The organism is Blautia sp. HA8986 (genome assembly GCF_056504635.1).
On the sequence record NZ_JBWLUQ010000001.1, the window covers coordinates 2,111,121 to 2,137,860 of the forward strand.

Annotated in this window: 19 protein-coding genes and 1 pseudogene; 2 read left to right on the plus strand and 18 right to left on the minus strand. The window is 44.0% G+C overall.

The window, feature by feature from the left end; translation table 11 throughout:
* Window positions 1-14: 14 nt before the first annotated feature.
* From AC04Q4_RS09945 to AC04Q4_RS09960, 4 genes are all read right to left on the minus strand, one after another.
* Window positions 15-2,474: a glycoside hydrolase family 3 protein gene (locus AC04Q4_RS09945; RefSeq protein WP_173736755.1), complete on the minus strand. Its 2,460-nt coding sequence runs from the start codon at window positions 2,472-2,474 to the stop codon at window positions 15-17.
* Between the two features lie 20 nt (window positions 2,475-2,494).
* Window positions 2,495-3,340 (minus strand): carbohydrate ABC transporter permease, encoded by an 846-nt coding sequence (locus AC04Q4_RS09950; RefSeq protein WP_044961860.1) that lies wholly within the window; start codon window positions 3,338-3,340, stop codon window positions 2,495-2,497.
* Window positions 3,340-4,293, minus strand: a complete 954-nt coding sequence (locus tag AC04Q4_RS09955) for a carbohydrate ABC transporter permease (RefSeq protein WP_015526171.1) — start codon at window positions 4,291-4,293, stop codon at window positions 3,340-3,342. The genes AC04Q4_RS09950 and AC04Q4_RS09955 overlap by 1 nt, the downstream gene beginning before the upstream one ends.
* Window positions 4,294-4,365: 72 nt before the next feature.
* Window positions 4,366-5,733 carry an ABC transporter substrate-binding protein gene (locus tag AC04Q4_RS09960; RefSeq protein WP_173752827.1) on the minus strand — a complete coding sequence of 456 codons (1,368 nt, stop codon included), beginning with the start codon at window positions 5,731-5,733 and terminating at the stop codon, window positions 4,366-4,368.
* 173 nt (window positions 5,734-5,906) lie between these two features.
* On the opposite strand from AC04Q4_RS09960, the gene AC04Q4_RS09965 reads away from it, so the two are divergent.
* Window positions 5,907-6,647: a helix-turn-helix domain-containing protein gene (locus tag AC04Q4_RS09965; RefSeq protein ID WP_476388893.1), complete on the plus strand. Its 741-nt coding sequence runs from the start codon at window positions 5,907-5,909 to the stop codon at window positions 6,645-6,647.
* 137 nt (window positions 6,648-6,784) lie between these two features.
* On the opposite strand, the gene AC04Q4_RS09970 is transcribed toward AC04Q4_RS09965, so the two are convergent.
* From AC04Q4_RS09970 to AC04Q4_RS10010, 9 genes and pseudogenes are all read right to left on the minus strand, one after another.
* Entirely contained in the window at window positions 6,785-9,484 is a 2,700-nt protein-coding gene (locus AC04Q4_RS09970) for a GH36-type glycosyl hydrolase domain-containing protein (RefSeq protein ID WP_476388894.1), read from the minus strand.
* A 96-nt stretch (window positions 9,485-9,580) separates the two neighbouring features.
* Entirely contained in the window at window positions 9,581-11,995 is a 2,415-nt protein-coding gene (locus tag AC04Q4_RS09975) for a GH36-type glycosyl hydrolase domain-containing protein (protein ID WP_476388895.1), read from the minus strand.
* Window positions 11,996-12,140: 145 nt separating this feature from the next.
* Window positions 12,141-13,451, minus strand: a complete 1,311-nt coding sequence (locus AC04Q4_RS09980; protein WP_476389090.1) for a VWA-like domain-containing protein — start codon at window positions 13,449-13,451, stop codon at window positions 12,141-12,143.
* Between the two features lie 247 nt (window positions 13,452-13,698).
* The gene (locus AC04Q4_RS09985) at window positions 13,699-14,709 is read right to left on the minus strand and encodes a leucine-rich repeat protein (RefSeq protein ID WP_173736751.1); all 1,011 of its coding nucleotides are present in this window, start codon (window positions 14,707-14,709) and stop codon (window positions 13,699-13,701) included.
* A gap of 383 nt (window positions 14,710-15,092) precedes the next feature.
* The gene (locus AC04Q4_RS09990; RefSeq protein WP_118623640.1) at window positions 15,093-15,485 is read right to left on the minus strand and encodes a VOC family protein; all 393 of its coding nucleotides are present in this window, start codon (window positions 15,483-15,485) and stop codon (window positions 15,093-15,095) included.
* 81 nt (window positions 15,486-15,566) lie between these two features.
* Entirely contained in the window at window positions 15,567-16,535 is a 969-nt protein-coding gene (locus tag AC04Q4_RS09995; protein WP_456298178.1) for a carbohydrate kinase family protein, read from the minus strand.
* A gap of 78 nt (window positions 16,536-16,613) precedes the next feature.
* Window positions 16,614-16,799 (minus strand): annotated as a pseudogene (locus AC04Q4_RS10000) (HPr family phosphocarrier protein); the annotation flags it as partial.
* A gap of 14 nt (window positions 16,800-16,813) precedes the next feature.
* Window positions 16,814-18,172 (minus strand): GntP family permease, encoded by a 1,359-nt coding sequence (locus tag AC04Q4_RS10005; protein WP_173736749.1) that lies wholly within the window; start codon window positions 18,170-18,172, stop codon window positions 16,814-16,816.
* Between the two features lie 63 nt (window positions 18,173-18,235).
* On the minus strand, window positions 18,236-19,852 hold the full coding sequence (locus AC04Q4_RS10010; RefSeq protein ID WP_476388896.1) for a mannitol dehydrogenase family protein: 1,617 nt from the start codon (window positions 19,850-19,852) through the stop codon (window positions 18,236-18,238).
* Between the two features lie 327 nt (window positions 19,853-20,179).
* On the opposite strand from AC04Q4_RS10010, the gene AC04Q4_RS10015 reads away from it, so the two are divergent.
* A complete protein-coding gene (locus AC04Q4_RS10015) occupies window positions 20,180-21,313 on the plus strand; it encodes an ROK family protein (protein ID WP_476388897.1) in 1,134 nt (377 codons plus the stop codon).
* Between the two features lie 112 nt (window positions 21,314-21,425).
* Here the strand turns inward: AC04Q4_RS10015 and udk are convergent, their stop codons facing one another.
* The 5 genes from udk to AC04Q4_RS10040 form a co-directional block, all read right to left on the minus strand.
* Complete coding sequence (gene udk / locus AC04Q4_RS10020) at window positions 21,426-22,046, minus strand: uridine kinase (protein WP_173736746.1); 621 nt, start codon at window positions 22,044-22,046, stop codon at window positions 21,426-21,428.
* Between the two features lie 159 nt (window positions 22,047-22,205).
* Entirely contained in the window at window positions 22,206-23,084 is an 879-nt protein-coding gene (locus tag AC04Q4_RS10025; RefSeq protein WP_015526188.1) for a methylenetetrahydrofolate reductase, read from the minus strand.
* A 124-nt stretch (window positions 23,085-23,208) separates the two neighbouring features.
* Entirely contained in the window at window positions 23,209-23,829 is a 621-nt protein-coding gene (locus AC04Q4_RS10030) for a methylenetetrahydrofolate reductase C-terminal domain-containing protein (protein ID WP_119241058.1), read from the minus strand.
* A gap of 1 nt (window position 23,830) precedes the next feature.
* Entirely contained in the window at window positions 23,831-25,795 is a 1,965-nt protein-coding gene (gene rsxC / locus AC04Q4_RS10035) for an electron transport complex subunit RsxC (protein WP_173736745.1), read from the minus strand.
* A 353-nt stretch (window positions 25,796-26,148) separates the two neighbouring features.
* Window positions 26,149-26,673, minus strand: coding sequence for a hypothetical protein (locus AC04Q4_RS10040; protein WP_173736744.1), 525 nt, complete (start codon window positions 26,671-26,673; stop codon window positions 26,149-26,151).
* Window positions 26,674-26,740: the final 67 nt, after the last annotated feature.

The following is a 26,740-nucleotide window of genomic DNA, read 5'->3' on the forward strand; positions in this document are numbered from 1 at the left end:
CTATATAATTTTTTTTATTCTGCTGTCAGTGTGTGTATCAGGTTCAGAATACGTCCCGCACACATTCTGACAACTTCTTCCGAAAGCTTTCCGTCTTCAAAAGCTTTTCGGATATTTTCTGCGTCGGCTGCATTACCAGGCATGATAATATCATTTCCTGCTGTCACGCATTTCCACGGAATACTTCCATCTTCCGGAACCGTTGTATTCCAGTCTGACATGATCACACCGTCAAATCCCCATTCTTTTCGGGCAATGGCTGTACAGAGATCAACACTGTTTGCAGCATGGACACCATTCAGTAAATTATAGGAAGACATGATTGCCACTGGTCTGCTTTCTTTAACTGCAATCTCAAAACCACGCAGGTAAATTTCCCTAAGGGCACGTTCTGATACCTGTGCATCTACGCCCATACGATTATCTTCCTGATTGTTGCAGGCAAAATGCTTAACGGTAACACCGCAGCCAGGTCTGCTCTGCACTCCTTTTGTCATGGCTGCTGCCATGGTTCCGGAAAGCAGCGGATCTTCGGAATAATACTCAAAATTTCTGCCGCACAGAGGGTTTCTCTGAATATTAAGACCAGGTGCTAGCCAGAGATCTATGTGGAATTCTTCCATTTCTTCTGCCACTGCTATTCCAACTTTTTCCACAAGGGCAGTATCCCAGGTCTGAGCCAGTGCAGTTCCAACAGGAAATGCCGTACAGAACTGATAATATCTGTCTGCGTTTTCGTGAGTCTCATCTGTTCTCAGGTATCCGTTTTCCAGAGATCCAAGGACACCGATTCCATATACTGTGTCTGTTTCTCTGTCTACTTCATAATTCTGCTGAAGTCTCAGTCCTGCCGGCCCATCGGCCATGATCAGTGGGGAAACGCCATATTGCTCATAAAGAGCAGCCGTGGTCTCACCGGCAGAACCAGGAACACGGATTCCTGCCGCCCCCAGATTACTGGAGATTCCAGCAATATTCCCATAAAACAGCGGGAGCAGATCCTTTGCAGGAATCTTATTTTCCGGTTGGCAGGTGCATTCTGTTCTCTTCTCTGGTTCAGGATAATAGATATATCTTCCAATCTTCTCATTCTCTGCCTTCTCTTTCCATTTCAGAGTTCTGGCAGAAAGATTCTGGCAGTCATAAACTTCTTCAGTAATATCAGTCTGGTTCTCAAGGATATTCGTTTTATCCAGGATCACACTCTCTGGCACTCCAAGCATTGCAGCCAGCGTAAGCGATGCAATGCTGTTTCCGACCCAGACAGCATAATAACCTTTTTCAGCAATCCAGGCATGCTGCTCTTCGGAAAAATATGCCAGTGTCTTTCTGTCGATCCTGATTTTCAGCAGTTCTTTTTCCCCCGGCTTCAGAAGTTTTGTTTTTGCAAAGCCAGCCAGTCGACGGTATTCCTTTCCTGATTCATCCTGTGGAAGAGACACATAGACCTGCACGACCTCTTTTCCCGAAAAAGTTTCTCCTGTATTCGTTACCTCTGCTTCAACTTCAACGCCATCCCCTGATGTTTTCATCCCATGGAAGCGTATCTGCATTTCTGTGTAAGAAAGTCCATATCCAAACGGAAACAGCGGTTTTACACCAAAAGTATCAAAATAACGATATCCTGTATAAATTCCTTCCCTGTACTCTTCTCTTTCAAGCTTGCCATTAAGATAGCTGTATTCCTCTGCACACGGATAATCCTCATACCTTCTGGCCCATGTTGCAGTCAGCTTGCCGCCTGGAGTTACCTTTCCCAGAAGGACATTGGCGAGGGCAAGTCCGCCTCTTTGTCCAAGCTGGGAAATATTCAGGACAGCACAGATATTTTCTGTTTCTTCCAGAATATCTGTCAGTTCTACCGGACCGCCGGAATTCAGGATAAGTACTGTAGGAATCTTCTGTGCATCAAGGAACCGGATATCCTCCCGCTCCCGTCTGCTCAGATAATAATCTCCCTCGACCCTGCGCCTATCCTTTCCCTCACCGGAAATCCTGCTTACCACATAGATTGCTGTCTGGGCATCGACAGTATCTTCTGCTGTGACTGCACGGCCTTCCGGCATTGCAAAGGGATTTTCCGCATAGGCATCAAAAGGATTTTCCACAAACTTTGCTTCTTCCAGTATTTTTTCTTTCCATGCCCGGCGTGCTTCTGCGTATATTGACTCATAATTGGCCAGCCATTTCTCGCTTACGATCTGAATACCGCTTTCTTTCAGTCCCTGATAAATAGAAATGTTACTTCTGTTATTCACATCACCGGAACCTGTTCCGCCTTTCACTGTCTTTCCCGCACCGGCGCCGTATAAACCTATTTTCGTGGAAATATTCAGAGGGAGTATTTTTTTATCATTTTTCAGCAGTACAATACCCTCCTCTGCTGCTTTTTCCGAAAGAAGACCGTTTCGTATTTCACGGTCTGACATGCTGTGTTTCTTTGTTCCGCTGTGTTTCCATTTCTTAACTGTCATATCTTACCTGCTACCTTTTGTTATTCTTTTACGCCTCCAAGTGTCACTCCTGCGATGATAAACTTGGAAAGAAGGAGATATACGATAATGATCGGCACAATGGCAACTGTGATCATCATGTAAATCTTACCCATATCAAAATTCATATAATCTGCTCCACGAAGTGTTGCAATCAGGATTGGAACAGTCATCTTGCTTTTAGACTGGATAACCAGAGCAGGAACGAAATAATTGTTCCAGGAGCCTACAAATGTAAAAATCGCCTGTACAGCGATTGCCGGCTTCATGATTGGCAGGACAATACTGTTGAAAGTACGGAACTCTCCGGAGCCGTCAATTCTGGCTGCTTCTACCAGTGACATCGGCAGTGAGGACTGCAGATAGCTGTACATAAAATAGAATACGGCCGGTGACGCAACAGACGGAATGATCAACGGAAGCAGGGAATCATATAATCCCATCTTTGTGATCAGACGAAGGAAGCCCATTGCAGTTACCTGTGTCGGCATGACGAGGATCGCCATGATAAATGTAAACGCTACATTCCTTGCCTTGAAATCATAGGCATAAAGACCATATGCTGTCAGTGAGGAAAAATATGTACATAATACTGCACTGCATCCGGACACGATAATACTGTTAAGAATTCCCCTGAACATCGGAAAGCTTCCGTCATTTGCAACATTCATCAGGTTTTTCCAGAAATATTTTCCAGGAAGAGCAGAAAATCCCTTCTGAAGCTCTGCATGAGAATGAGACGCATTCACGATCAGTACATAAAAGAAAAAGAGACACATAAAGGAAAGAATAATAAGTACCACATGTGCCACGATACTTCTGATCCTGCTGGCTGTCTTATCTTTCATCATTTTGTTTTTCTCCTTTCTGCTCTTGCTCTCTTTTTCGCTGCTTTCTTAGATCCGTCCGGATCATTGTCGTTAGTCATACGATATACAAAGAAGCAGAGGATTGCACTGATAATAAACAGGTATACAGACAATGCTCCGGCCATACCATAATTCTTGCTCTTCAGATGGCTGTTCAGGAACATAATCAGTGTCATGGATGTTCTGTCCGGATTACCCTGTCCGTTTGTGAGAATCTGCGGTACATCAAACATCTGAAGGCCACCGATGATGGAAGTGATCAGAGTATAGGAAAGAATCGGACGAATCAGTGGAAGCGTAATATAGACGAAACGCTGAATGCTGTTGCATCCGTCCAGATCCGATGCTTCAAAAATATCCATACTGATTCCCATTACTGCTGCCATCAGCATGATGGTCGTGTTTCCGAACCACATCAGGAAATTCATGAAACCTACCAATGATCTTGTTCCCAGAACAGAGCCCAGAAAATCAATCGGTTCCTTTATCCAGCCCAGTGAACACAAAATGGAGTTTACAGGTCCGTTTGTGGAAAACATGGTAAAAAACAGAAGTGCAAATGCTGATGCCATGATCAGGTTCGGCAGATAAATTACAACCTTAAAAAACTGCTTGCCATGAAGCTTCAGCCTGGCATCAGTAAACCAGCATGCAAGCACCAGTGCAATAACGATCTGCGGAACAAATCCGATCACCCAAAGGATCAGTGTATTCAGTCCGTATTTCAGCATGTCAGAATGCAGAAGACTGACATAATTGGCAAGTCCTATAAAATTAGGACCAATCTGCTTGATTCCAGAACGGAAATATTCAAAAAAGCTGTATCTCACTGTGTCAAACAGCGGAATCAGCGAAAAGATAAAATAGATCACAAAAAACGGAAGAATAAATATGTATCCCCATTTTCCGTAATTAACGCTCTTTTTCTTCATAATGCTCTTCCTTTCCAGCAAACTGCAGGATCCAAAGATCCTGCAGCATCAACAATTATCCTCATGTGGTATTTATTCCGGCCACTGGATCTCTGTGATCTCCGGATAACGCTCCTGAATAGCTGTCTCAAAGTTGGATTTTGCTTTGTCAAAGTCTACTTTACCCTGGAAGTAATCACTGAAAGCGTTCTGGATCAGCTCTACACAACCCTGGTCATATGCGGAAAGCGGTGCGATCTTGATATTCTCTGCAACCGGTGCAAAATACTCAAACGGGTTCTGTCCACCAAGGAAATCAGATGCGAAATCTGCATTTGTAGCTGCATCTTTCATACCGGATTTTGTATTTGTAAAATCAGAGTATTCTTTGGAAATCTTAAGAAGATTATCCTGATTTCCCGTCATTGCCAGGATAATATCTTTGACATGTTCCGGATTATCTGTTCCTGTTGCAGCCTGAATGTAAGAGCCACCCCAGTTGTATTCCTGCGGAGGATTTGTAACAGCCCAGTCACCTTCTGCTCCATCCCAGTTTGGTTTCAGAGTAAAGTCGATACCCCATGCCGGGAAGAGGAATGCGAATACCTTGGACTCAGAACTCATTGCCTTGTTCCAGTCATCGTTCCACTGACCTTTTACAGTTTTGTTAAGATAACCTGCATCCAGCCACTCTTTGGAATCTTTTACCCAGTCCATGATCTTTGAATCTACTTTGATCACAGAATCACCGGACTCTACCCACGGATTCTCGATACTGTTTCCATATAAACGAAAAGTGTCTGCATAAGAAGCAAATGTATAATATCCTTTTTCTTTCAGCTGAGCTGCTGTTTCTTTAGCTGTATCCCAGTCTTTCATCTTCTCGCCAACTTCTTTCGGGTCATCAGTACCGAAAACATCTTTCGCAATGTCACGACGATATACAAGGACACCCGGGCAGCACTGCCATGTGGCGCCTCTCTGTACTCCATCCGCATCAGAAGCTGTTGTTTTCGTGAAATCATACTGATCTGCAAGATCCTTGTCCGGATCAATGCCAAGATCAGTAAGAGGCATTGCAACATCTGCATCTTTGTCTGTATATTTGAATACATAATCTGTCTCAGAAAGGAACATGTCTACCTTATCATCTGCACTTGCATCAGCCTGGTTGAGAAGTGCCTCATCCAGTTTCTGCTGATATACGCCATCCTGGTTCGGATTTACGATCCAGTGGATCTCTGTACCATCTTTCAGTTTTGTAACTGTACCATCTTTGGAAGTGGACTCTACTTCCGGATAAATAGCTTCCAGTCTCTGACGGAACTCATCATTCCAGGAATAAATATTGATCACTTTTCCCTCATCCGATCCTTTTGCAGATACACAGCTTACATTTGCTGCCATCATTCCACAAACCATTGCTGCTGCAAGGATCATAGATACCGCTCTTTTTTTCATAGTATAAATCCTCCTTTTTCTGTAGCATCCCCGATGCTTTACCTTTGATGATGAAAATATACCATTTTTTTATCTGCGATTATATTATTAATCTTAACAAAATGTCAGATTCATGTCATAATATAAAAAACCAACACATTCCTTAAACATCAACATATAAGGAGGATATCAATATGTCCATTTCCCAAGACTGGATTACTAATGAGCTGAAAGATACAGAACCGGAAGCTCTTCATCGCTCTCCCTCTGTGGAATATTCTTTTTACAATGCCGTAAGAGCCGGTGATATGGAAACTGTAAACAAAAACTGCGAGGAAGACTCTTTTCTTCATCTGAAGGGAACCGGTATCCTCTCCAAAAATCCTCTGACCAACCTGAAGTATCATTTCGTTGTCACTACTGCCATGCTCACCCGTTACTGTATTGACGGTGGACTGGAGCCTGAACAGGCATATCGTCTCAGCGATTTTTACATTCTGAAAATGGATTCCTGCACCACTGTACGCCAGATTGCAGATCTGCATCATATTATGGCCAGAGCTTTTACCGGAAAAATGATCCTCCAGAAAAAAAGCTCTATTCTTTCCAGACCGGTCATGCAATGCGTGGACTATATTTACGGTCACATTAAGGAGCGTATCACCATTCAGAATCTGTCAGAACATACCGGACTCTCTCCCAGTTATCTGTCCAGAGTATTCAAACAGAATCTTGGAGTATCCATAAGTGATTACATTCGCGAGAAAAAAATCGAAAAAGCCACTCACCTGCTCCGATACTCTGATAAAACAGTCGTTGATATCGCCAATTATCTGAATTTCTCTTCACAGAGTCATTTTATCCAGATCTTTGAAAACTTCACCGGCCTTACCCCAAAGAAGTACCGTGACAAATATTACAAATCCATGTGGTAAACATCCTTATTATTATGGCTGATATTTTTTATCAGCATCAAAAACGACATCCCGCAGCTTTTTACAACTGTGGGATGCCGTTTTCCTATTGATACTTCTGTTTCTGTAATTTAACAATTATGTATAACCGATTTCTGTTACATCAGTTCCACTTTGATCCTGTGTGTTTCTTTTACAGAAAGCTTTTCGAGCAGTTCCCGATCTATACGTACACAGGTACTCTGTTCGTTTTTCATTTCCTTTTCATCACACCATACTGTTTTTATTTTATATTCTGAAGGAAGTTTTTTCTCCGGATTGCAGATACAGATCTCCAGCTTTCTTCCGGCAAATTCCATAGTAAGAGATGCCTGTCCATTCTCATTATACTGCTCCGGCATCAGTGCCGGCGCGATCACCAGATCTCCAAGATCTCCTCTGACGCCAAATACCTCTGTGATCATAGTCAGCATATACCAGCTTGCAGCACCGGTAAGATATGCATACAATCCTCTTCCCTGATTATCAAAATATTCCGGAATTCCAGGATACATCCTGCTGTTCTCAAAATCCATGGCAGCGTCCAGAAGCGTTTCCAGAACCTTATGTCCTTCTTTTGCATAGCCGTTTTTATACAGTGCATTGCCATACATAACAGCCATATGGGAAAATACCGCTCCGTTTTCCTTTTCTCCATAAGCAAACCCGAACATTCTTCCCAAATCAAATTTTTCTTCATGGAAATTGGTATTCAGGCGATATCCTCCTGCCTGACGGTCAAAAAGATATTTATCCGCACTTTTACAGATAGACTCAATCTGATCTTTCTGTGCGGTTTTACTCATGATTGCAAATACCTGACTGGTAAGCATCATACGTACCTGGCTGTTTTCTGCCCTTTCCACAGGACGTTTATGATCATCATAATATCCGTTGAACCAGCCGTTTTCTCCGTCTTTTACCCATTCTCTTCTGCGGATGTTTTCCATCATCCAGTCTGCCTTTTCATCCAGATTCCGGCTAAGCTGGTCCAGACGGATCACAATAGTCTTTCCGCTGATATCATGTGCACATTTTTCTGTGTACTGTCTCAGAAGCTGCTGCTTTTTCTCCGGGCTTTCATAAAGCTCACGGTCTCCGGTAAACAGGATTTCCATTTCTTCCGCAACTTCAATCCTGTCAAACATTTCCTTTTCCTGAAGTTTTCTCAGATATTCTGCGATGTTCTTCATATTTCCAGCATATGCACAGGTAAATGCCACACTCTCACCATTTTCCCATGCCATATCCATGGCATCGTTCCAGTCTGCCCCGTGAAGTTTCATCTCGTTGTGCTCTCCTACATCATAAAAAGCACAGAGATTTTCCAGCAAAATGTGTTCCAGAACCGTTCCGTAATAAATCTCACCGGATTCTGTTTTCTGATTTTCTCCATAGGCACTGCTCCATTTTTCATCATGCGCAGTTCCTCTTTTTGTCTGAAGATCCTTGAAATATGGAATCTTCTCAAAAAGGACATTCATATCCCCGGTCTGATCCATATAAAGCTGCGTTGTCACAAATGGCCAGAAAGCATGATCCATCCACACGCGGGCAATGTTGTTGCGGTCTGCGATAAATTCACCCTGTCTGTTTCCGATGATCGTGGCATTGGTTCCATCGATGCGTACTCCACCGTAATTATCGACGATCATCTGACGTACAACAGAAGGCTCCATGATCAGAAGTGCCAGACAGTCCTGCCAGAGATCACGCCAGCCTCTTCCACCTTTTCCATAATCATGATACGGGAGGAATGAACAACCGTAAATTCTTCTTAATATCGGCTGGAAACAGATCCATTTCAGATAATTATCTCTGTCCTCATCACCTGTCTCAAAAGAAACATTCACTTTTTCTGTCCAGTGTTTTTTTACATGTTCAAATTCTCTTGCAACCTGTTTTTCAGTTCTGTAAAACCGTGCAGTCTCCTCCGGCAGCTGATTTTTTTCAGATATTCCCGCTGTCACAATATATACAGCTGTTTCATGTGGTCTCAGAACCCTGGATGCAAAACGAATACCACCGACAGCTTCCTTTCCTTCAATTTCTGTTCCTGCCGGAACACCTTTTTTCTCTTCTCTGACCACCTCCGGAATCAGGAAAGAACCGCCTTCTCCGATAAACATTTCCACATCAGGATAAAAGCTTTCCGGTTCCGTTCCCTCGCCTTCAGATCCATATACAAAATATGCAGTATTATTCTTCTGATGACCTCTTTCATCAAAAGAAAGCACCGGTTTTACTTCAACACCGTACTCCGTTGTTCTTATCCTGTGCAAAAGGGAAGTCACATGCCTGTGATCTCTGAGATTGTCTGCACTTCTTCCATATACAGGTATTACAGCAACCGGTGTGATCTCCTGTTCTTCCTCTTCAATATTGGTAATCTTTACAAGATGGACCTCCGCATCACCTTTCACTGTCACAAAAGACAAAATCTCTGACTGAAGTCCGTATTTCTCAGAAGTTCTGTGCAACTTCTGCCACATAAATCCGGCTTCCAGGCTGCTTTTATCCTGTTTATCAGTATATTTCTGAAATTCCTGTTCTGCCGAAACTCCGCATGCTGACCAGTAACCTTTTCCTTTTATCTTGCACCAGAAATTTCTGGTGTTTCGATTATTATGAAGATTCTCAATGCTTACCGGTTCCAGCAGAAAATGATTCTGATCCAGTTTGCTGTCTCCTCCCAGAGAAGGGGTGATCGCGGATTTCAATCCGTTTTCTCCGGCCAGAGGTATATATAAACCGCTGTAATTCTCCGGATTTTCTATGGAAAAACTTCCATTTTTATCCTGAAATTTTATATATTTCATTCTGTGATCTCCTTCCTGCCAAAATAAAACGGTATTTATATTCCATTTTACTTTGTATTCATAAATGTGATCTCCTCGCAATTTATATCCATTATGTCATGACATATAGAATTCAATTTCTGTCTCACCGGTAAGTTTCTCCTGCGGAATATAATTACCCGGAAGTTCTTCTCCATTTACATAGAGTTTTTTACATCCGGCTTCCACATGTCCCGGATTCTTCACAGTGATATGGAGATGACATCCACGGAAATCCTTGCTTATCTCAAACTTCTCCCATTCTTTTGGAATCGATGGTGCTATACGTAAGCCATAGAAATCCGGACGCATGCCAAGAATTCCTTCTACACATCCTACCATCACAGTAGATGCTGTTCCTGTCAGCCAGTGCACATGAGATCGTCCGAAATTCGGGCTTGCTTTTCCTTCTGTAAACTGTCCATAGCAGTATGGCTCCAGCTGTCTGATCTCAGCCCTGTCATTCTGCGCTGCCGGAGCATTCTCCAGGAAATAATTAAATGCACGCTCACCATGTCCGCAAAGTGCTTCTGCCAGAATGAGCCATCCCTGTGACTGTGAAAAGATTCCCGCATTTTCCTTTGTTCCTGCATTGTAGATAACCGCAAGTGCTCCGTCAAAAGCATTTGCATGATATGGAGGATCCATAAGGATTGCACCGTATTCTGTATTCAATCTTTCATAAACCATTTGAAGAGCCAGATCTGCCTGCCGCTCTGTTGCAAGGCCGCTGATCACAGCCCAGCTCTGTGGATTCAGCCACATATTTGCCTCCGGGTCAGTTCTCTTTCCGATAACCTCTCCCCGCTCCGTAAAACCACGGATAAAACGATCTTCATTCCAACAGAGTTCCTGGATCAATTTTCCAAGCTGCTCTTGTTTTTCTTCCAGGTATTTTATATATTTTTCATCTTTTTTGTACTTTGCAAACTCTTTCAGGATAGTCATTGCATAATAGAACTGTAATGCGACGAAAGTAGATTCCCCATCCTTTCCAAGTCTCAGACAATCATTCCAGTCTGCATAAAGTCCGGCCGGCATTCCATGTCTGCCAAGATGGTTCATGGAGAAGTCAATAGCTCTTTTCAGATGCTCGTATACAGTTCCTTCATCCCTGTTTGCAAACGGGATCACTTCATCGATGAATGCAAAATTTCCAGTCTCTGAAATATATTTGTATACAGTAGGGAACAGCCAGAGTGCATCATCTGCGCGGTATGCCGGATGACCGGTTTCCTGTACATAGGACGCATCATCCGGTGTATCCTCATGTCCCGGATTATGTGTGAATTTCACAAGTGGAAGACCGCCGCCGTTATCTACCTGTGCTGACAACATGAAACGGATCTTATCCAGTGCCATTTCGGGTGCAAGATGGATCACACCCTGGATATCCTGTACAGTATCACGGTATCCATATCCGTTACGAAGTCCGCAATAAGTAAAAGATGCTGCACGTGACCAGATAAATGTCATAAAACAGTTATATGCGTTCCATGTATTGATCATGGTATCGAATTCCGGACTTGGTGTTCTGATCTGAAAATGTGCAAGCTGTCCGTGCCAGTAACTGATCAGTTCTTCAAGCTCCACCGCGCATGTTTTTTCACAGTCTGCATAATGTGCTATAATCTCCGCTGCTTCATTATCCTCCTTCATTCCTGCCAGAAAAGCCATTTCCCGACTTTCTCCCGGTTCCAGAGTAATTACAGCTGAAAGAGCTCCACAGCTGTTTTCATTATAATTTCCCTCATTACATAATACACCGGCTTCAACCCCTGCCGGATTGTTGTATCCGTGATATCTTCCAAGGAATTTTTCCCTGTCACCACACCAGGAAGAAACCTTCTCTCCAGCCAGGCCGAAGAATTGGTTGAACACGTTCTTGTTATCAACCTCTTCCCCATCCTTAAGGCCGTCCAGATTCGCATGGATCATCTGACGTACACGATCTCCACAGAATACTGTTCTTGTAATATACTGGGAATACTGCAGATTCACCTGATCCTGTTCATAATTGCTGTTATTTGTAAACTCTGCATATCCAGTCACACTGATCTCACGTTTTCTGTCTGAGCAGTTGGTAACTTTCAGATTCCATACCTCGTAGGACTGCCCAAGCGGTACATAGTATCTCACCTCTGAATGTATCTCGCTGTAATCTGCCATCATTTTAGTATAGGCTGTGCCATGATGACATTCACTTTTATACTCACTGAGATCTTTGCCAACCGGCTGCCAGGATGCTGACCAATAATCTTTTGTGTCATTATCCCTGAGATAAATATATCTTCCCGGCTGATCAAACTGATTAAAAATATATCTCAGGATTCTGCCGTTCGCCCCGGATTTTGCAAAGCTGTATCCCCCTGCATTATTGGAAACGATTGCTCCGTATTCCGGCGATCCCAAATAATTCACCCACGGAGCAGGTGTGTCCGGCCTGGTAATCACATATTCCTTTTTTTCTTCATCAAAATACCCATATCTCATGCCATACAATCTCCTGTTCTGTATATTTTCCGTAACATTGTCTGTTGTTACCTATTTTCTACACTATAACTGATATGCAGATAGCAATATACAAAATAAAAGATTAAAATATCAGATTCATGACATAAGATATGGATATAATTCTTTACAATTCTTCCTCCGTGATCACCAGCTTCATGGCCCAGGCCGGGATATCCACATCCTCAGGCTCCTGCTCCATAAATACAAATGCTGTCCGGTATGGCGGCATCTTTGCCGGAAAAATCCCGTATCCGTCTGTAAAATACACCAGGCCCTTGAGATTTTCAAACTCACGTTTTTCCATCAGCTCTTCCACATAAGCAAAAGCCGGACGGAAATCTGTACCTCCATCACCGTAAAGTTCCAGGCTGTTCATATACTCCTGCAATTCCTCTGCACCGGTGATCTTTACATCCGAATGCACCTTCTCATCACACTGGATAATGTGTATATTTACCTTCTGGAAAAAATTCCCGCTGTCGCTTAAGATCCCATAGGTTTCCTCCAGAAATCTCTGTACCAGTTCTCCTGAACAGGACATGGAGGTATCGATCACAATGACAAATTCCGAAACTTTTTTCACTTCTCTGGTTTCCAGGGGTTCGATCAGCGGCATATTCCCGTAAAGGGAAAGCCCGTAGGTATAAAAATTATAATCAAAGCTGTCCGGATCTACAGTCAGTTCTTCCCGAAATACTGCAAACTTCCGCAGAAATTCCCGATAATCATATCGTTCCCGGTTCTCTATTTTCAGCTGGTCCAGAAAATCTCCGTCCTGCTCTCCTGACTCTCTGGAAAAAGTCCCAAGGTCTGTTTCGATCCCATCGCTGATATCTCCCCATTTTTTGCTCATCAGGGGATTGGGTTTCTGGTCGGGCTGCTGGTTTGCCCAGTATTTATGGTCGTCCACGTAGAACTCTTTTTCAAGCTGTGCCAGTTCTTTTTCCTTCAGAAATTCTTCTTTCAGAATCTTGTAGATTCTCTCTGCATTCAGCGTCTTCTTCTCCTTTTCCAGAAGACGGTAGGTTTCCCTCCGGAGAAGACTTCTGGAATATCGGACTGAGCGGTGGTAGATCCCGTCGATCATATGCTCCACTGCAATATCGCAGCTTAAATTCCACAAACGCTTCTCTATTCCCGGCTTCCCAAAGTGCCGGAAAATGCAGTGAAATACCATATGGAGATATCCTCGATTCACAAGAATCCTGTTTTCTTTATAAAGCCCGCCAAGCTGTGCCGGATGGAAGTACATCACAACCCCGTCTGTTCCAAACGGACTGACCGAACCATCCATCTGATAAATAAAGCTGCTCAGCGCCACATCCAGAAAACGCATGCCAAGATACAGCTCGTCTCTTGCCGCCCGGAGGATGCTGCTACCGATGTCCTGGAGACGCTGGGCTGCCTCCTTGGAATTGGATTTCTGACCGGGCAGGAAGTTATTTTTATTTTTTTCAGTTGTTTCTATGCCTTTCAGGATTTCCACCTCCTCTGATCTGCTGTTGCAGTTCTTTTTTCATTAATTTACCATTATTGTTTACACATAATCTCATAATTCACTTGTAGCTTATTTTTCTCATATTCTCTCTGACACTCTATAAACTTAATTTTTCTGCATAAAGCAAATGTTCGCATGCCATTCTACGCAAGATCTCCTCAATTTGTCATCAGGCTCTTCCAACTTACAGCTGAAATTTCTTCCTCCGTCTCGCTGGCCGCCCATCATTTTCTGTCTCCCCGGCATCCTTCTGCTCTTCCTTCAGCATCCAGCTGCGTTCATTCATCAGAAATGCGGAAATCTCCATATCCTTCTTCCCGGCCGCCACATCAATACTATGTTCCAGGCCCTCTCTGTTCCAGAGTTTTTCCCGAGAAAGCAGCTCCAGACCATTTAAGCTTCCGCTTTCCACCAGAAATCCCCCGATATCCTTAAGATTTCCCCGGATATAATCCTCATACTGCTTCTTCGCCTTTTCGCTCAGCTGCCACGGATAACGAAGCCGCCCGAAGCTCATATCCACCAGGACCTCCAGCTTATCCATCACCACTGCCATATCAAACAGGCTGTCATACTCCGCGAAATCCAGTTCTTTATTATAGAAGCATTGCCGGTAATTGGTCCCTGAGCCATGATACTCCGTAAACAAAATTCTCGCAGGCGTGTTCTCCACCGCCTCATCGTAATGCTCCGGAAAAACCATATGCGCACGTTTTTCACCTGTCTCGCCATTTTCATACAGAAAATCCACATCGATCTTCTGCCACAGCTCACCGAGGATCTCCTTTGCACAGGACTTGAACCCTTTTTTCTGATGGATCACAAGCTCCTTCAGCCCGCTGCAGCCCGTAAACGCCCCGGTTCCCACCTGCATCAGCGTATCCGAAAATTCCAGCCGTTCCAGTTTTTTGCATCCATAAAAAATATATCTTCCGATTTCCTTCAGCGTATCTGGAAAAACGATTTCCTGCACTTCTTCTCCGGCAAGAAGTCTCTCTTCTCCGAACGAAACTACATCTTCGCTCTCCCAGGTTTCTGCATCTTCTTCTCCATCCTTGTGTGCGGAAAATGCATACGGCGCCGCACTGACTACCGGAAGACCATTGATCTCTTCCGGCAGCACCACCCGGCTGTCTGTTCCGTAACAACGGATAATTTCTATTGTATTATTTTTGACTCTGTAATGTATTTTCATAATTCTCCATCATACCAAGAAACAGATACCCGAAATCCATTTCCCGTTTTTATTCTTCAGAAATCATCTCATCTACTGCTGATCCTGATCTTCTATAGCACATCTGCATTTCATTGTAGTCTCATTATCCATTTCATGCAAGAAATTTTCCCATGTCCCTATAGCAATCCTCTAAAATAATGCATCTTAATCCAGCCCATCAGAATGTGAAATCCTGCGTCAGATATCTTTGCCGTGCGTAAATTCTTTCTGATACATAAAACAGCCCGTCAGACATACGATGATCTTTAATTCATCTGATATCTGACAGGCTGTATGCAACACAAAATGAACATCTGCATTATACTCTGTTTCACACCCATGAGCACAACTTTATTTACTTCTTATAAGTACTGGCTAAACTCCACTTTCTCCTTATTCGGGCCTTCAATGGTAAAGAACTTCACGCCATTCTCCCAGAACGGCAGGAAATGGACTTCATCATTGGTAGTATTCAGTCCGGCTGCTGTTACCAGCTCGTGGACTTTCTCCACATCCTTCACATCAATGGCAACATGGTCAATGGCGCCGGATTCCATTTTTGCAGCTTTGTTCTCGTACGTCTCGATCACAAGATTTCCAAGCTTCAGGAAAGCAACCTTCTCATTGGCAGCCTCGTTCACTGTCTGAAAAGCGATCTCAAATCCCAGTGCTTCATAAAATTTAATGGTTGTCTCAATGTCATTGGTCGGCACACCTACGTGCTGAATTCCGTTCATCTGATCTTTTAAATTCATTTCAAAACCCCATCCTTTCATAAATCTGACATGCTCATAAACACAATCGCTTCGCAATTTAGATATAACTCTGCTACAGGTTTATGAATACGATTCCTCTGCAATTCTGCGTTCCACCTGTGCAAGTTCCGGCATTGCCGGGATCGCACCTTTTTTCTCCACGCATAGACTGGCCACTGCATTACCGAAACGGGCAAATCCCTTCAGTTCCTCCTGTGTCAGCTCGTCCGGCTGTTTCTCTGATGTGCTGACCTTATACAGGAATCCTCCCCAGAAGGAATCACCGGCTCCGTTTGTATCCGCAATCTGTTTCACTGAAAATCCCGGCACCATACAGCCTCCATCTTTGCTGTAAATATAAGCTCCTTCACCGCCAAGAGTAACTGCCACAACCTTCACGCCCTGCTCATACAGTATCTTCGCTGCTTCCCGGACATCCTTATGATCTGTCAGAAGCTCGGTTTCCTCATCTGAAATCTTCATGAGATCCACATAGGGTACCAGACTTCTCATATGTTTTTTGGCAATTTTTTCATCCGGCCACAGAGATGCACGGTAATTGGGATCGTAAGAAATCACGCTGCCCTTGTTTTTCGCTCTTTTTACCGCATAAAACGTGGTATCTCTTGCAGGCTGATCAGTCAGGGACAGTGATCCAACATGAAAAATATGGGTATGATCCAGCACATCCACGTCCACTTCTTCCTTCTGGATCTTCGTATCCGCTCCCGGTTTTCTTGCAAAAGAGAAAGTCCTCTCTCCGGTCTCGCTGACTTCCACAAAAGCCAGTGTAGTAAAATAATTTTCGTCCAGAAGCATACCCTTGGTATCCACGCTTTCTTTCTCAAGAACAGATTTCAGGAACTTTCCGTGCATGTCTTTTCCTGCTTTACCGATAAATGCCGTATGAGCTCCCAGTCTGCTGGCTGCAACTGCAACATTGGCTGGTGCACCGCCCGGATTTCTGGCATACAGCATCTGTCCGTCCTCATTAATATCCCGAGAAGTAAAATCGATCAGGATCTCACCAAAGGTTGTGATATCATAGATGGATCTTTTCACAGCATCTCCTGTGTCCACAAGAAGGTTCTGATCAAGCAGCTGAAAAAGGATCTTCTCACATTCTTTCTCATTATCTGTATGTACATGAAGCTCTCCCCCGTCAAACTCAGGCATACTTAAGACCCCAAGCATAGACTTTGCATTTACAACATAACGGCCATAACATAATTCTACATCACATGGGATGGATTCTGCAATACTTACCAACTTTCTTGCATTCTGCATTGTGCCTAAAATTACTTTTACTATCATTTTTGTCCACTCTCCTATGCAAACAGGCTGATCACAACAGCACAAACCAGGCCTGTTACTCCTACGATAGTTTCCATCATTGTCCAGGATTTTAAGGTTGTTTTTTCATCAATCTCCAGAAGAGAGCTTACCAGCCAGAATCCGGAATCATTTACATGGCTGAATGCGGTTGCACCACCGTTGATAGCACAGACCATTGCTGCCAGATAAACCGGTGACAGGTCTGCAACTCCGGGCATAGCGGCCATAATTCCTGCTGCCATTGTCATAGCCACAACTGCCGCACCAACAGATGCACGGATCAGAGCTGCAATAAGAAATGCGACCAGTACAAGCGGAAGTCCGCTTTTTTCCAGGGCAGGTCCTATAATGTTTCCCATACCGCAGTCCTGCAGCACCCAGCGGATGATACCTCCACCTGTGATAACCAGAAGAATCTGTCCTGTAGGCTTCAGAGAACGATCCAGGATTTTCTTAAGCTGCTCTCCATTATAGCCCTGCTTCTTTCCAAGAAAATACATGGCAAGCAATACTGCTATGATCAGTGCCACAAATGGTGTTCCCAGAAATTCCAGAACAGGACGTGCCGCGTCGATTCCCGGAATGTATTCAGAAACTGTATTGCACAGGATCAGTACCAGCGGAACAAGAATGATACATAATACTGTAGAAAATTTCGGCAGATTGGCTTCTTCCTCCTCACGTACCTCCTGGATATTGGAGGGCAGCCCTGTATTGATCTTTTTGCCGATAAATTTGGACCATAAGATTCCTGCAAAGATCAGGGATAAAATACCCACAGGCACACCCACCGCGATCATCACTCCGAGATCCACATTCAGCATATTTGCCACCAAAACAGATCCTGCTGATGGCGGAATGAATGCAAAACCGGTGGCAAGGCCCGCAAGAAGCGGGATCACATAATATAAAGTAGATTTCTTTGTTTTCTTCGCAAGTCCGAATGCCAGAGGAATCAGGATCACAACGCCAGCCTCAAAAAACACGGTGGTTCCAACCACAAGCCCTGTGATTCCAAGAGCGATTCCTGCCTTTTTTTCACCAAATTTGCTTACCAGTGTCTGGGCAACGCACTGTGCGCCGCCGGACACTTCCAATATCCCACCGAACAGAGAGCCCAGTCCGATCAGGAGTATGATTCCCTGTAAGGTTTCTCCTGCGCCGTTTTCCACAGTGCTTACCAGCGTTGGAACCGGCATTCCGGCACCAAGCCCGATAACCAGTGCAGCGATCAGCAGGGATAAAACCGGGTGGATCTTAAATTTTATGATAAGTAACAATAATAATAAAATCCCTGCTGCTGCCGCGATCAACAGTCTTAACGGATCTGCCGCAAATACCGGTTCTGTCATCTTTCCATTTACCTCATTTCTCTTTATTCAATACTTACATAGACTATTTTCGTAACCCTGGTTTTATTTTACGTATTTATGAATAGTTGCCTTTACAGCTCCTGGGCCTGCGATCATCTCACGGAACATATCCTCGATCTTCTCTCCGACACCATCTTTATAAAGATCTGTGAAGAACAGTCTCTCATTGGAAAGGATCGGCTTCAGCTGATCCTTAAAGGTCTCCGGTTTTCCGATCACGATATCGCCAAGCTGCTCTGTGATCTCCTCATTCATCGGGTCCGGTGCAAGCTCAAATTTATTTCCTTCATCATCTACAGCCAGCATGTATCTCAGCCATCCTGCGATTCCAAGCGGGATTGCTGTCAGCCTGGAAGCATCTCCAAATTTCTTCACATATGCTTTTACAGTCTCACCGAAACGGATACCTACCATCTGGGACACATCTACAGCCAGACGGAGGTTGGTGTCTCCAAGATACTCATTCGGGAAACGGTCATTGAAAAGCTCATCCACAAATGCCTGTGGGGAAAGGATTCCTGGATCTGCAACTACCGGAAGTCCCTCGTCATAAGCAACCATACGGGCCATTTTCATCATATCTTCGTTGGTGTTCAGCATATATGCAAAGAGATCATATCCAAGTACCACACCAAGAGGGCCGGTTGCGGAATGTACCGGATTCAGGCAGACGGTCACTTTCATTCTCTCGGAGAGATTGACGGTATTTCTGTCCGCCATGTATACGCCGAAGCCTTTTTCCAAAGCAGGGCGTCCGTTGGGGAAGCTGTCCTCGATAACAAGATACTGTGACTTCTCAGCATTAACAAATGGTGCAATATATGTTTTCTTTCCTGTGATCACCGGTTGCATATCTTCAACGCCAAGGTTCTCAAGGTCTGCTGCGATCTGCTCACTTGGACGAGGTGTGATCTTGTCGATCATGGTCCACGGGAATGCAACCACCTTCTCATCCGTTACATAATCCACGAAGCCATCATCTACAAAGCCCGCTTTCTGCCATTCCTCTGTCATAGTCAGCACAGACTCACGAAGCTTGGCACCGTTCTGTGAGCAGTTGTCCATGGATACCAGGGCGATCGGATATTTCCCTGCTTTATATCTCTCATTCAGCATTGCTACCAGTACTGCCATAGCTCCGGTTGCCTTATCCGGACCGTTTTTAATATCTGTTTCCACAAACGGGAACCATGTTCCGTCTGCTTTCCGGAGTGCATAGCCCTTCTCTGTAATAGTGAAGGAAACCAGCTGCAGGGACTTAGCTGTGAAGATCTCCTTCAGACGATTCCACTGTACTGCATCAGAAGACTGTGCTTTCACTGCTTCTGCAAGTGCCCCAAGAACTTTGTACTCACGGGTTCCGTCACCGTGAAGGATGACATTTAAACCAAGATTGTCGTATGGATCGTAAATCTTGTCTACTACATCATAATCAAAGGTTTCTACACATGTGATCCCTCTGTCAAGAACTCCCTCTTCCAGAAGACCATCTGCGATGCCGCCGATAAATACACGGAAAATATTTCCGATTCCGAAATGTACCCAGCCAGGCTCCTTCTTCGCTTTCTCAGTAACTGTCTCTACATCGTATCCCGGAAGATTGATGCCTGCCTTCTTCCATGCTTCACGTTCCTTGATTCCATTTCTTGTTAATTTCATAATCTTGAACCTCCCTGTTTTCTTCTATTTCGTTATTATTTAAGTTTTTTACTTATGCTTATGTCTTAACTGTAAGTAGAGTATAAAACTATTTTTTCAAAAAATCCATTGACAAAACACCTAATTTTGCTCTTATATTTTTGTTTACTTTTACTTATGCACAAGATATACATTCTTTGCCAATCTATACACCGTTACTTATTATTCCTCGAAAAAAACTTTCGTTCTGCTCTGCTTCATGCACTGACATTGCATTTCCCGCAGATTTATACTAAAATACATTTAAGACTTAAACATATCTATAATTACTTTTATCAGGAGAATCTCATGAGTGAAAAAGGATTAACCACCATCAATTTAAAGAAAATAAACCGCTCAAAGGTTTACCAATATATATACAAAACACGCCAGACTTCAAAAATGCAGATTGTCCAGGACCTTCAGATGGGGCTTTCCACGGTGAGCCAGAATCTGAACCTTCTGGAAAAAGAAGGGCTTATTGACAGAAATGGATATTTTGATTCTACGGGTGGAAGGAAGGCCCAGGCCATCCAGATCGTTTCGGATTTCCGGATTTCCATTGGCATCGGGATTCTGAAAAACATGTTCCATATCATAGCTATCGACCTATATGGAAATGCTTTTTACACAGAAACTATTGCTCTTCCCTATGCCGATACAAAAGAATATTACAGACAGTTGGCCGATAAGGTACGGGAGTTCATCAAAGACAATCACTATCCGGAGGAAAAGATCCTGGGGGTTTCCATTGCCACACAGGGTATCACTTCCCCGGACAATTCCACTGTGATCTACGGAAACATCATGAACAATACCGGAATGAAGCTGGAGTATTTTTCCCGTCATCTTCCTTACCCCTGCCATCTGGAACACGATTCCAAATCCGCTGCTTTTCTGGAGCTGTGGAACCATCCGGAGCTTGACAGTGCTGTCGTGTTCCTTCTGAACCGGAACCTGGGCGGTGCCATTATCACCAATCATCAGATTCATCAGGGAAGTTCCATGCACAGCGGAACCCTTGAGCATATATGCGTCAATCCTGACGGCCCTTTATGTTACTGCGGAAACCATGGCTGTCTGGAGACCTACTGCTCCGCCAACGCTCTGGAACAGTCTGCCGGGATGCCTGTGAAGGAATTTTTCCCTCTGCTCCGCGAAAAAAAATCCCCCCGGCTTGCTGAGCACTGGGAAGATTACCTGAACCATCTGGCCTTTGCCATGAAAAATCTGAACCTGATCATCGATGCGCCGATCATCATCAGCGGATATCTGGCACCTTATTTTACGGAAGAAGACATCACTTATTTGCTAGAACACATCAACACAGGCGCACCCTTTACCTTGAATAAAGATCAGATCCTGGTCGGTACCCACGGGCAATATACACCTGCCATTGGTGCAGCTTTATATTATGTGGAGAAATTTATACAGAGCGTATGAATACAGGCAGCTTCACCTAAACCGCCCAAAAAAAGCATGTCATACACAGCCAGACGGATATAACTTGATCCGCTTTGTAGTAAAGTATAACATGCTTTTTTTATTTTACTTATTATTTTTTCAGGTCTTTCAGCAGCTGCCCGATCTTTGACACAAACAGATCAAAGGCCACATTATTCTTACCGCTGTTGATCACAATATCTGCTTTCGCCCGTGTAGGCTCCACATACAGATAATGCATCGGTTTTACTGTGGTAAGATACTGATCGATGATTCCGTTTAAATCCCGTCCACGTTCCTCCACATCTCTGGAGATCCGTCTTAAGATCCTCTCATCTGCATCTGCTTCCACATAAACCTTGATATCCAGAAGATCTCGGATACGGGGATCTGCAAGAAGCAGGATTCCCTCTACCAGAATGACCGGTCTTGGTTCGATCTTCAGCACTTTGTCGGAGCGGTTGTGCTGACTGTAATCGTATACCGGACATTGGATGGTTTTGCCCGCTTTGAGTTCTTTCAGCTGCTCTACCAGAAGATCGGTTTCCAGTGAATCCGGATGATCGTAATTCACCTTCACACGTTCCTCAAAAGGAATTCCGTCCTGTCTGCGGTAGTAATTATCATGATAGATCACCACCACATCATCTCCGAAATGCTTCTTAAGTCTGTTTGTAAATGTAGATTTACCGGAGCCTGATCCTCCGGCGATTCCGATAATAATACTTTCCATCGTCTTTTTACCTCTTAAGCTCAAATTCTTCCGGCTTGAATCCCGGGCTATGATACAGAGAAACTTTTTCTTACACAAAAGCTGCCCGGTCGGTGTGCATCTCCTGCATCCAGTTCCGGACAGCTTTTCTGATTATTTTTTATAAAGCAATCGTTCTGATCAGATCTCAGCCTGCTCCAGAAGTGCCGGGATCTTGGACTCCCATCCAAGTGCCATGATATGTACACCCTGACAGTATGGCTTACACTCTTTGATGATACGTGCAGCGATCTCAACACCTGTGATACCGGCTTTTGTTTTCTCTTTGTCTGCTTTCAGCTCCTCGATCATCTCATCCGGAACATGGATGCCGGCTACGTTGTTGTTCATGAACTTAGCCATTCCGGCAGATTTCGGAATGATGATACCAACCTGTACAGGTTTTCCGAACTGTTTTGCTTTTTCCATAAATTTGATGAATTTCTCCGGCTCAAATACAGCCTGTGTCTGGAAGTAGTCTGCACCTGCAGCAACCTTTCTTTCCATCTTTGCAAGCTGAGCGTCAACGGAATCGCTGCATGGAGATACAACGGCACCCTTGGAGAATTTCGGAGGCTCTCCAACCAGCTGGTTTCCTCCAAGATCTACACCGGACTCAAGAAGCTGTACTGTATGAAGAAGAGATACAGAATCAAGATCGAATACCGGTTTTGCCTGCGGATGATCGCCCATCTTCGTATGGTCACCTGTCAGACAGAGGATGTTCTCAATACCAAGCATAGCAGCACTTAAAAGGTCAGATTCCAGTGCGATACGATTTCTGTCACGGCATGCAAGCTGGAAGATCGGGTCCATACCGGCATCTTTGAGCACTTTACACATTGCAAGAGATCCAAGACGCATAACAGAAGACTGGTTATCTGTTACATTTACTGCATGAACGCCTTTCAGGTAAGTTTTGGCTTCTTCTACCAGTTCATCTACATGGATTCCTTTTGGCGGTCCTACTTCTGCAGAAACTACAAATTCACCACGGTCAAATAATTCTTTCATTTTCATATTATATTTGCTCCAATCATTTAAAATTTGGGGTACGGTCCACCAGCTCTGCTGTACACATCGCGGAATACTTCCGGTGAACCGTATCATAATTTAATTTGGCTTCTTAATAAATCTTTGCTTATTATTTCACTTCATCATCTGTAGCAAAATTATGAACCTGTGTCGGACATTTCAGCACATCAAGGCGTCCGATTTCTTTCAGACGTCTGTAGATACGCTCCCATCCGCACTCCATGTCACTGTCCACTTCGCATTTACCATTCTTGGAACCGCCGCACTGGCCGTTAACAAGGCTCTTGGAACATGCTGTGATCGGACAGATTCCGCCGGTAAGATTCAGATAACACTCACCGCACTGATCACATTTATATTCCAGTGGTGTTACACCCTGGAAACCAGGTACCGGGTATGTATCGCAGGCTGCGCATACCATCTTGTCTTCCAGATATTCTGCGATAGTCTGTACACCAACGCCACAGGAGAATACCAGAACCAGATCTGCTTCCCTGATCTTATCCATATGTTTCTGAAGACGTAACTGCATATTTTCCGGATTACAGATATAATCCGTTGTCATGATCCCTGTCACATTTCCTTCAGCGGAAAGCTCCTTCTGAAGTTCAACAGCTTCTTTTTCCGGAAAACGAACTTCCTTGCATCCATGGCAGTTAATGATAAAAACTTTCTTTCCGGCTGCCAGTGATACGATAGTTTCTTTTGCTTTTAACTGGGTAATCAACATATCACTTCATCCCCCTTACTGCATTTTTTCCGGCTTTGATACTGTTAATGATCGGAATCTTGGAAGAACAGATATACTGACAGCATCTGCACTCAACACAGTCCATGATATTCATGTCTTTCATGCCCTGCCAGTTTTCTTCTTTCGCATATTTCACGAAATACAGAGGAGAAAGTTCCATCGGACATACATCCACGCAGCGTCCGCACTTGATACATGGCTGCTCTTTGGTCTCATCTGTATCAATGGCGATGATACCGTTGGAGCCCTTCATCATAGGTACTTCCAGGGTATTCAGAGGGAATCCCATCATCGGTCCGCCCATCTTGACCAGAACATCGTCATCTGTAAATCCACCGCAGTAATCGATCAGCTCTTTTACGCTGGTACCGATCTTGATGATAAAGTTGCCAGGATTCTTGATCTTCTCGCCTGTTACGGTTGCAACACGCTCGATCAATGGCATACCCTTCTGGATCGCATCGGAAATTGCCTTTACGGTACTGATATTATCTACAATAACGCCAACATCTGCCGGAAGGCCGCCGCTTGGAACCTTTCTGCCCATGACGCGCTTGATGAGAGTTTTCTCAGCACCCTGCGGGTATTTGGTTCTTGCAACAAAAACTTCCATATTTCCGATATCGGCAACTTTTTCCTGCATTAATTCGATCGCATCCTGCTTGTTATCCTCGATGACAATGATGCCCTTCTCAGCACCTGTTGTCTTGAGGATCGCTTTCAGACCGAAAATAATGTCATCTGCAAACTCAAGGAGAACCTTGTGGTCTGCTGTTAAATATGGCTCACATTCGCATCCATTGAGTAGAATGGTATCAACTGGTTTGGCTGGTTTCAGTTTGACACAGGTCGGGAAGCCTGCACCACCCATACCAACGATTCCTGCTTCTTTTACAATCTCAATGATCTCATCCGGAGTCAGATTATCAAGGTCACCATGTGGCTGTACGGATTCGTGCAGAGTATTTTTTCCATCCGATTCAATGACAACAGCCATGACTTCACTGCCTCTTGTGCCATGCATACGTGGCTCAACGGCAACTACGGTTCCGCTTACGCTGGAGTGTACCGGTGCGCTGATAAATCCGGCAGCTTCGCCGATCTTCTGTCCAACCTTTACAGTGTCGCCTACTTCTACGATCGGGTTGGCAGGTGCACCGAGATGCTGGGACATGGAGATCACAACAGTCTTCGGATCCGGGAATTTCTTCAGATCGATATGCTCGCTGAATTCCTTGTGCTCTGACGGATGAACGCCGCCATAATATCCGTTCAGTCTGTCTTCTCTGATAGACTTCACGTAATCGTTGATCACCTTGAAGTTAACCTTGGAGTAATCACGTACCTGTACCGGCTGATTCAGGAACTCTTCCAGACGACCCTGTTTTGCCAGTCTCTGGTAGATCTTTTCCCATGCACAGTCCTTATTAGGGTCTACTTCGCATTTACCGTTCTTTGCTCCGCCGCACTGTCCGTTAACAAGACTCTTGGAACAGTCGACGATAGGACAGACGCCTCCGGTAACGTTCAGATAGCACTGCGCACATGCATCACAGCTCTTTTTGGTAAGTGCCATGCCGTGATGGCCTCTGTAGTTAAGTGTGTTACTTGCTGCGATCACCGGCTTGCCGGCCAGATCCGCAACAGTCTGGATACCAAGACCACAGGAGATCACAACTACATTCTCTGTACCTTCCGGCAGCAGATCCTGTAATTTTCTTTCTGTGTGCATCTTGTTACACAGAAAATCAAATTTCGCACTGCCTGTGACGGTTTTTCCCTGCTCCGCAGCAAATTTCAGGAACTCTCCGCAATCTGGTTCGTCAACAGTTTCAAATTCTTTGAAACACTTGTTGCAGGCGATCACAAACAGATTGTCTCTGCCACTCAGCACTGAGGTAAGTTCATCGCTGCTTTTCAGCTTGTACTTAGTATAGTTTTCCAATTGCTCACCTTCCTTATGAAATATTTGAACCTGTATACTTATCACTTTTATCCTTTCTTTCCCCTCTGCACTGTTAAGAAAAAAACAATAAATTTTCGATAATCTGGTTCTATAATTACTGTCTATATAAATGTAGCACAAAGCACTCATTTTATCCAGATATTATTGTATATTTTCATCAAAAAAAATGGCTTTTTTATAAAATATAGTTTTTATAAAGCGAAAAAAAAATGTTATTTTTTAAACATTATTGTTATTTTTTTAGCATAACCAACAATTTAAATCCTTCCCATTACAACCTCATTCATGAGCAATCTACTATTCTTTTTCTTCTTTCCCTCACAAAGCTTTTGTCATTGAATAAGACGCTGTCCGCAATACTCACAATTACTCAGACGGCCTTTTATTACCTGATTCTTTGCGCCACAGCCCGGACAGGTAACTGTTATATAAATCTTTTCATTTACGCGTCTGTTTGGTGCGGTAATCATAATAAATTTTCCTTCTCTGTCTACCTGGATATTTCTGATATATCCCCCGGCAATAAATTTTTCAAGTTTTTTTACTGCCCCTTTTCCCATCTCCTGCTCAAGCTTCTCAAATGAAACTGTATTCTGGGCATAAGATTCAAACCAGATAGCGATTTCTCCGGCTTTTTTCTTTTTCAATGCTTTCTGGATTCCCCTGAAAGTCGGATACAGAAACAACAGGCCAAGTATAACCTCTGTTGCTGCCATTCCCCATCGTCCCTCACCAATATACTTCTCCGATGCCCCAATGGCTCCCAGGGAAAAAAGTATACAGAAGCCACAAAGAACCCATTTCAGTTTTCCCAGTATTCCTGCTTTTTTATTCTTTTCTGTCAAAAAATCATTCATGCTTACTTCCTCTTTCTCTGATCGATCAAACTTCTGTGATATATTGGTGATTCTTCCGTCATCTCAC

Bases quoted from the DNA above. Each gene is read 5' to 3' on its own strand.
- AC04Q4_RS09945 (WP_173736755.1), bottom strand. From the start codon at position 2,474: ATGACAGTTAAGAAATGGAAACACAGCGGAACAAAGAAACACAGCATG.
- AC04Q4_RS09950 (WP_044961860.1), bottom strand. From the start codon at position 3,340: ATGAAAGATAAGACAGCCAGCAGGATCAGAAGTATCGTGGCACATGTG.
- AC04Q4_RS09955 (WP_015526171.1), bottom strand. From the start codon at position 4,293: ATGAAGAAAAAGAGCGTTAATTACGGAAAATGGGGATACATATTTATT.
- AC04Q4_RS09960 (WP_173752827.1), bottom strand. From the start codon at position 5,733: ATGAAAAAAAGAGCGGTATCTATGATCCTTGCAGCAGCAATGGTTTGT.
- AC04Q4_RS09965 (WP_476388893.1), top strand. From the start codon at position 5,907: ATGTCCATTTCCCAAGACTGGATTACTAATGAGCTGAAAGATACAGAA.
- AC04Q4_RS09970 (WP_476388894.1), bottom strand. From the start codon at position 9,484: ATGAAATATATAAAATTTCAGGATAAAAATGGAAGTTTTTCCATAGAA.
- AC04Q4_RS09975 (WP_476388895.1), bottom strand. From the start codon at position 11,995: ATGAGATATGGGTATTTTGATGAAGAAAAAAAGGAATATGTGATTACC.
- AC04Q4_RS09985 (WP_173736751.1), bottom strand. From the start codon at position 14,709: ATGAAAATACATTACAGAGTCAAAAATAATACAATAGAAATTATCCGT.
- AC04Q4_RS09990 (WP_118623640.1), bottom strand. From the start codon at position 15,485: ATGAATTTAAAAGATCAGATGAACGGAATTCAGCACGTAGGTGTGCCG.
- AC04Q4_RS10005 (WP_173736749.1), bottom strand. From the start codon at position 18,172: ATGACAGAACCGGTATTTGCGGCAGATCCGTTAAGACTGTTGATCGCG.
- AC04Q4_RS10010 (WP_476388896.1), bottom strand. From the start codon at position 19,852: ATGAAATTAACAAGAAATGGAATCAAGGAACGTGAAGCATGGAAGAAG.
- AC04Q4_RS10015 (WP_476388897.1), top strand. From the start codon at position 20,180: ATGAGTGAAAAAGGATTAACCACCATCAATTTAAAGAAAATAAACCGC.
- udk (WP_173736746.1), bottom strand. From the start codon at position 22,046: ATGGAAAGTATTATTATCGGAATCGCCGGAGGATCAGGCTCCGGTAAA.
- AC04Q4_RS10025 (WP_015526188.1), bottom strand. From the start codon at position 23,084: ATGAAAATGAAAGAATTATTTGACCGTGGTGAATTTGTAGTTTCTGCA.
- AC04Q4_RS10030 (WP_119241058.1), bottom strand. From the start codon at position 23,829: ATGTTGATTACCCAGTTAAAAGCAAAAGAAACTATCGTATCACTGGCA.
- AC04Q4_RS10040 (WP_173736744.1), bottom strand. From the start codon at position 26,673: ATGAATGATTTTTTGACAGAAAAGAATAAAAAAGCAGGAATACTGGGA.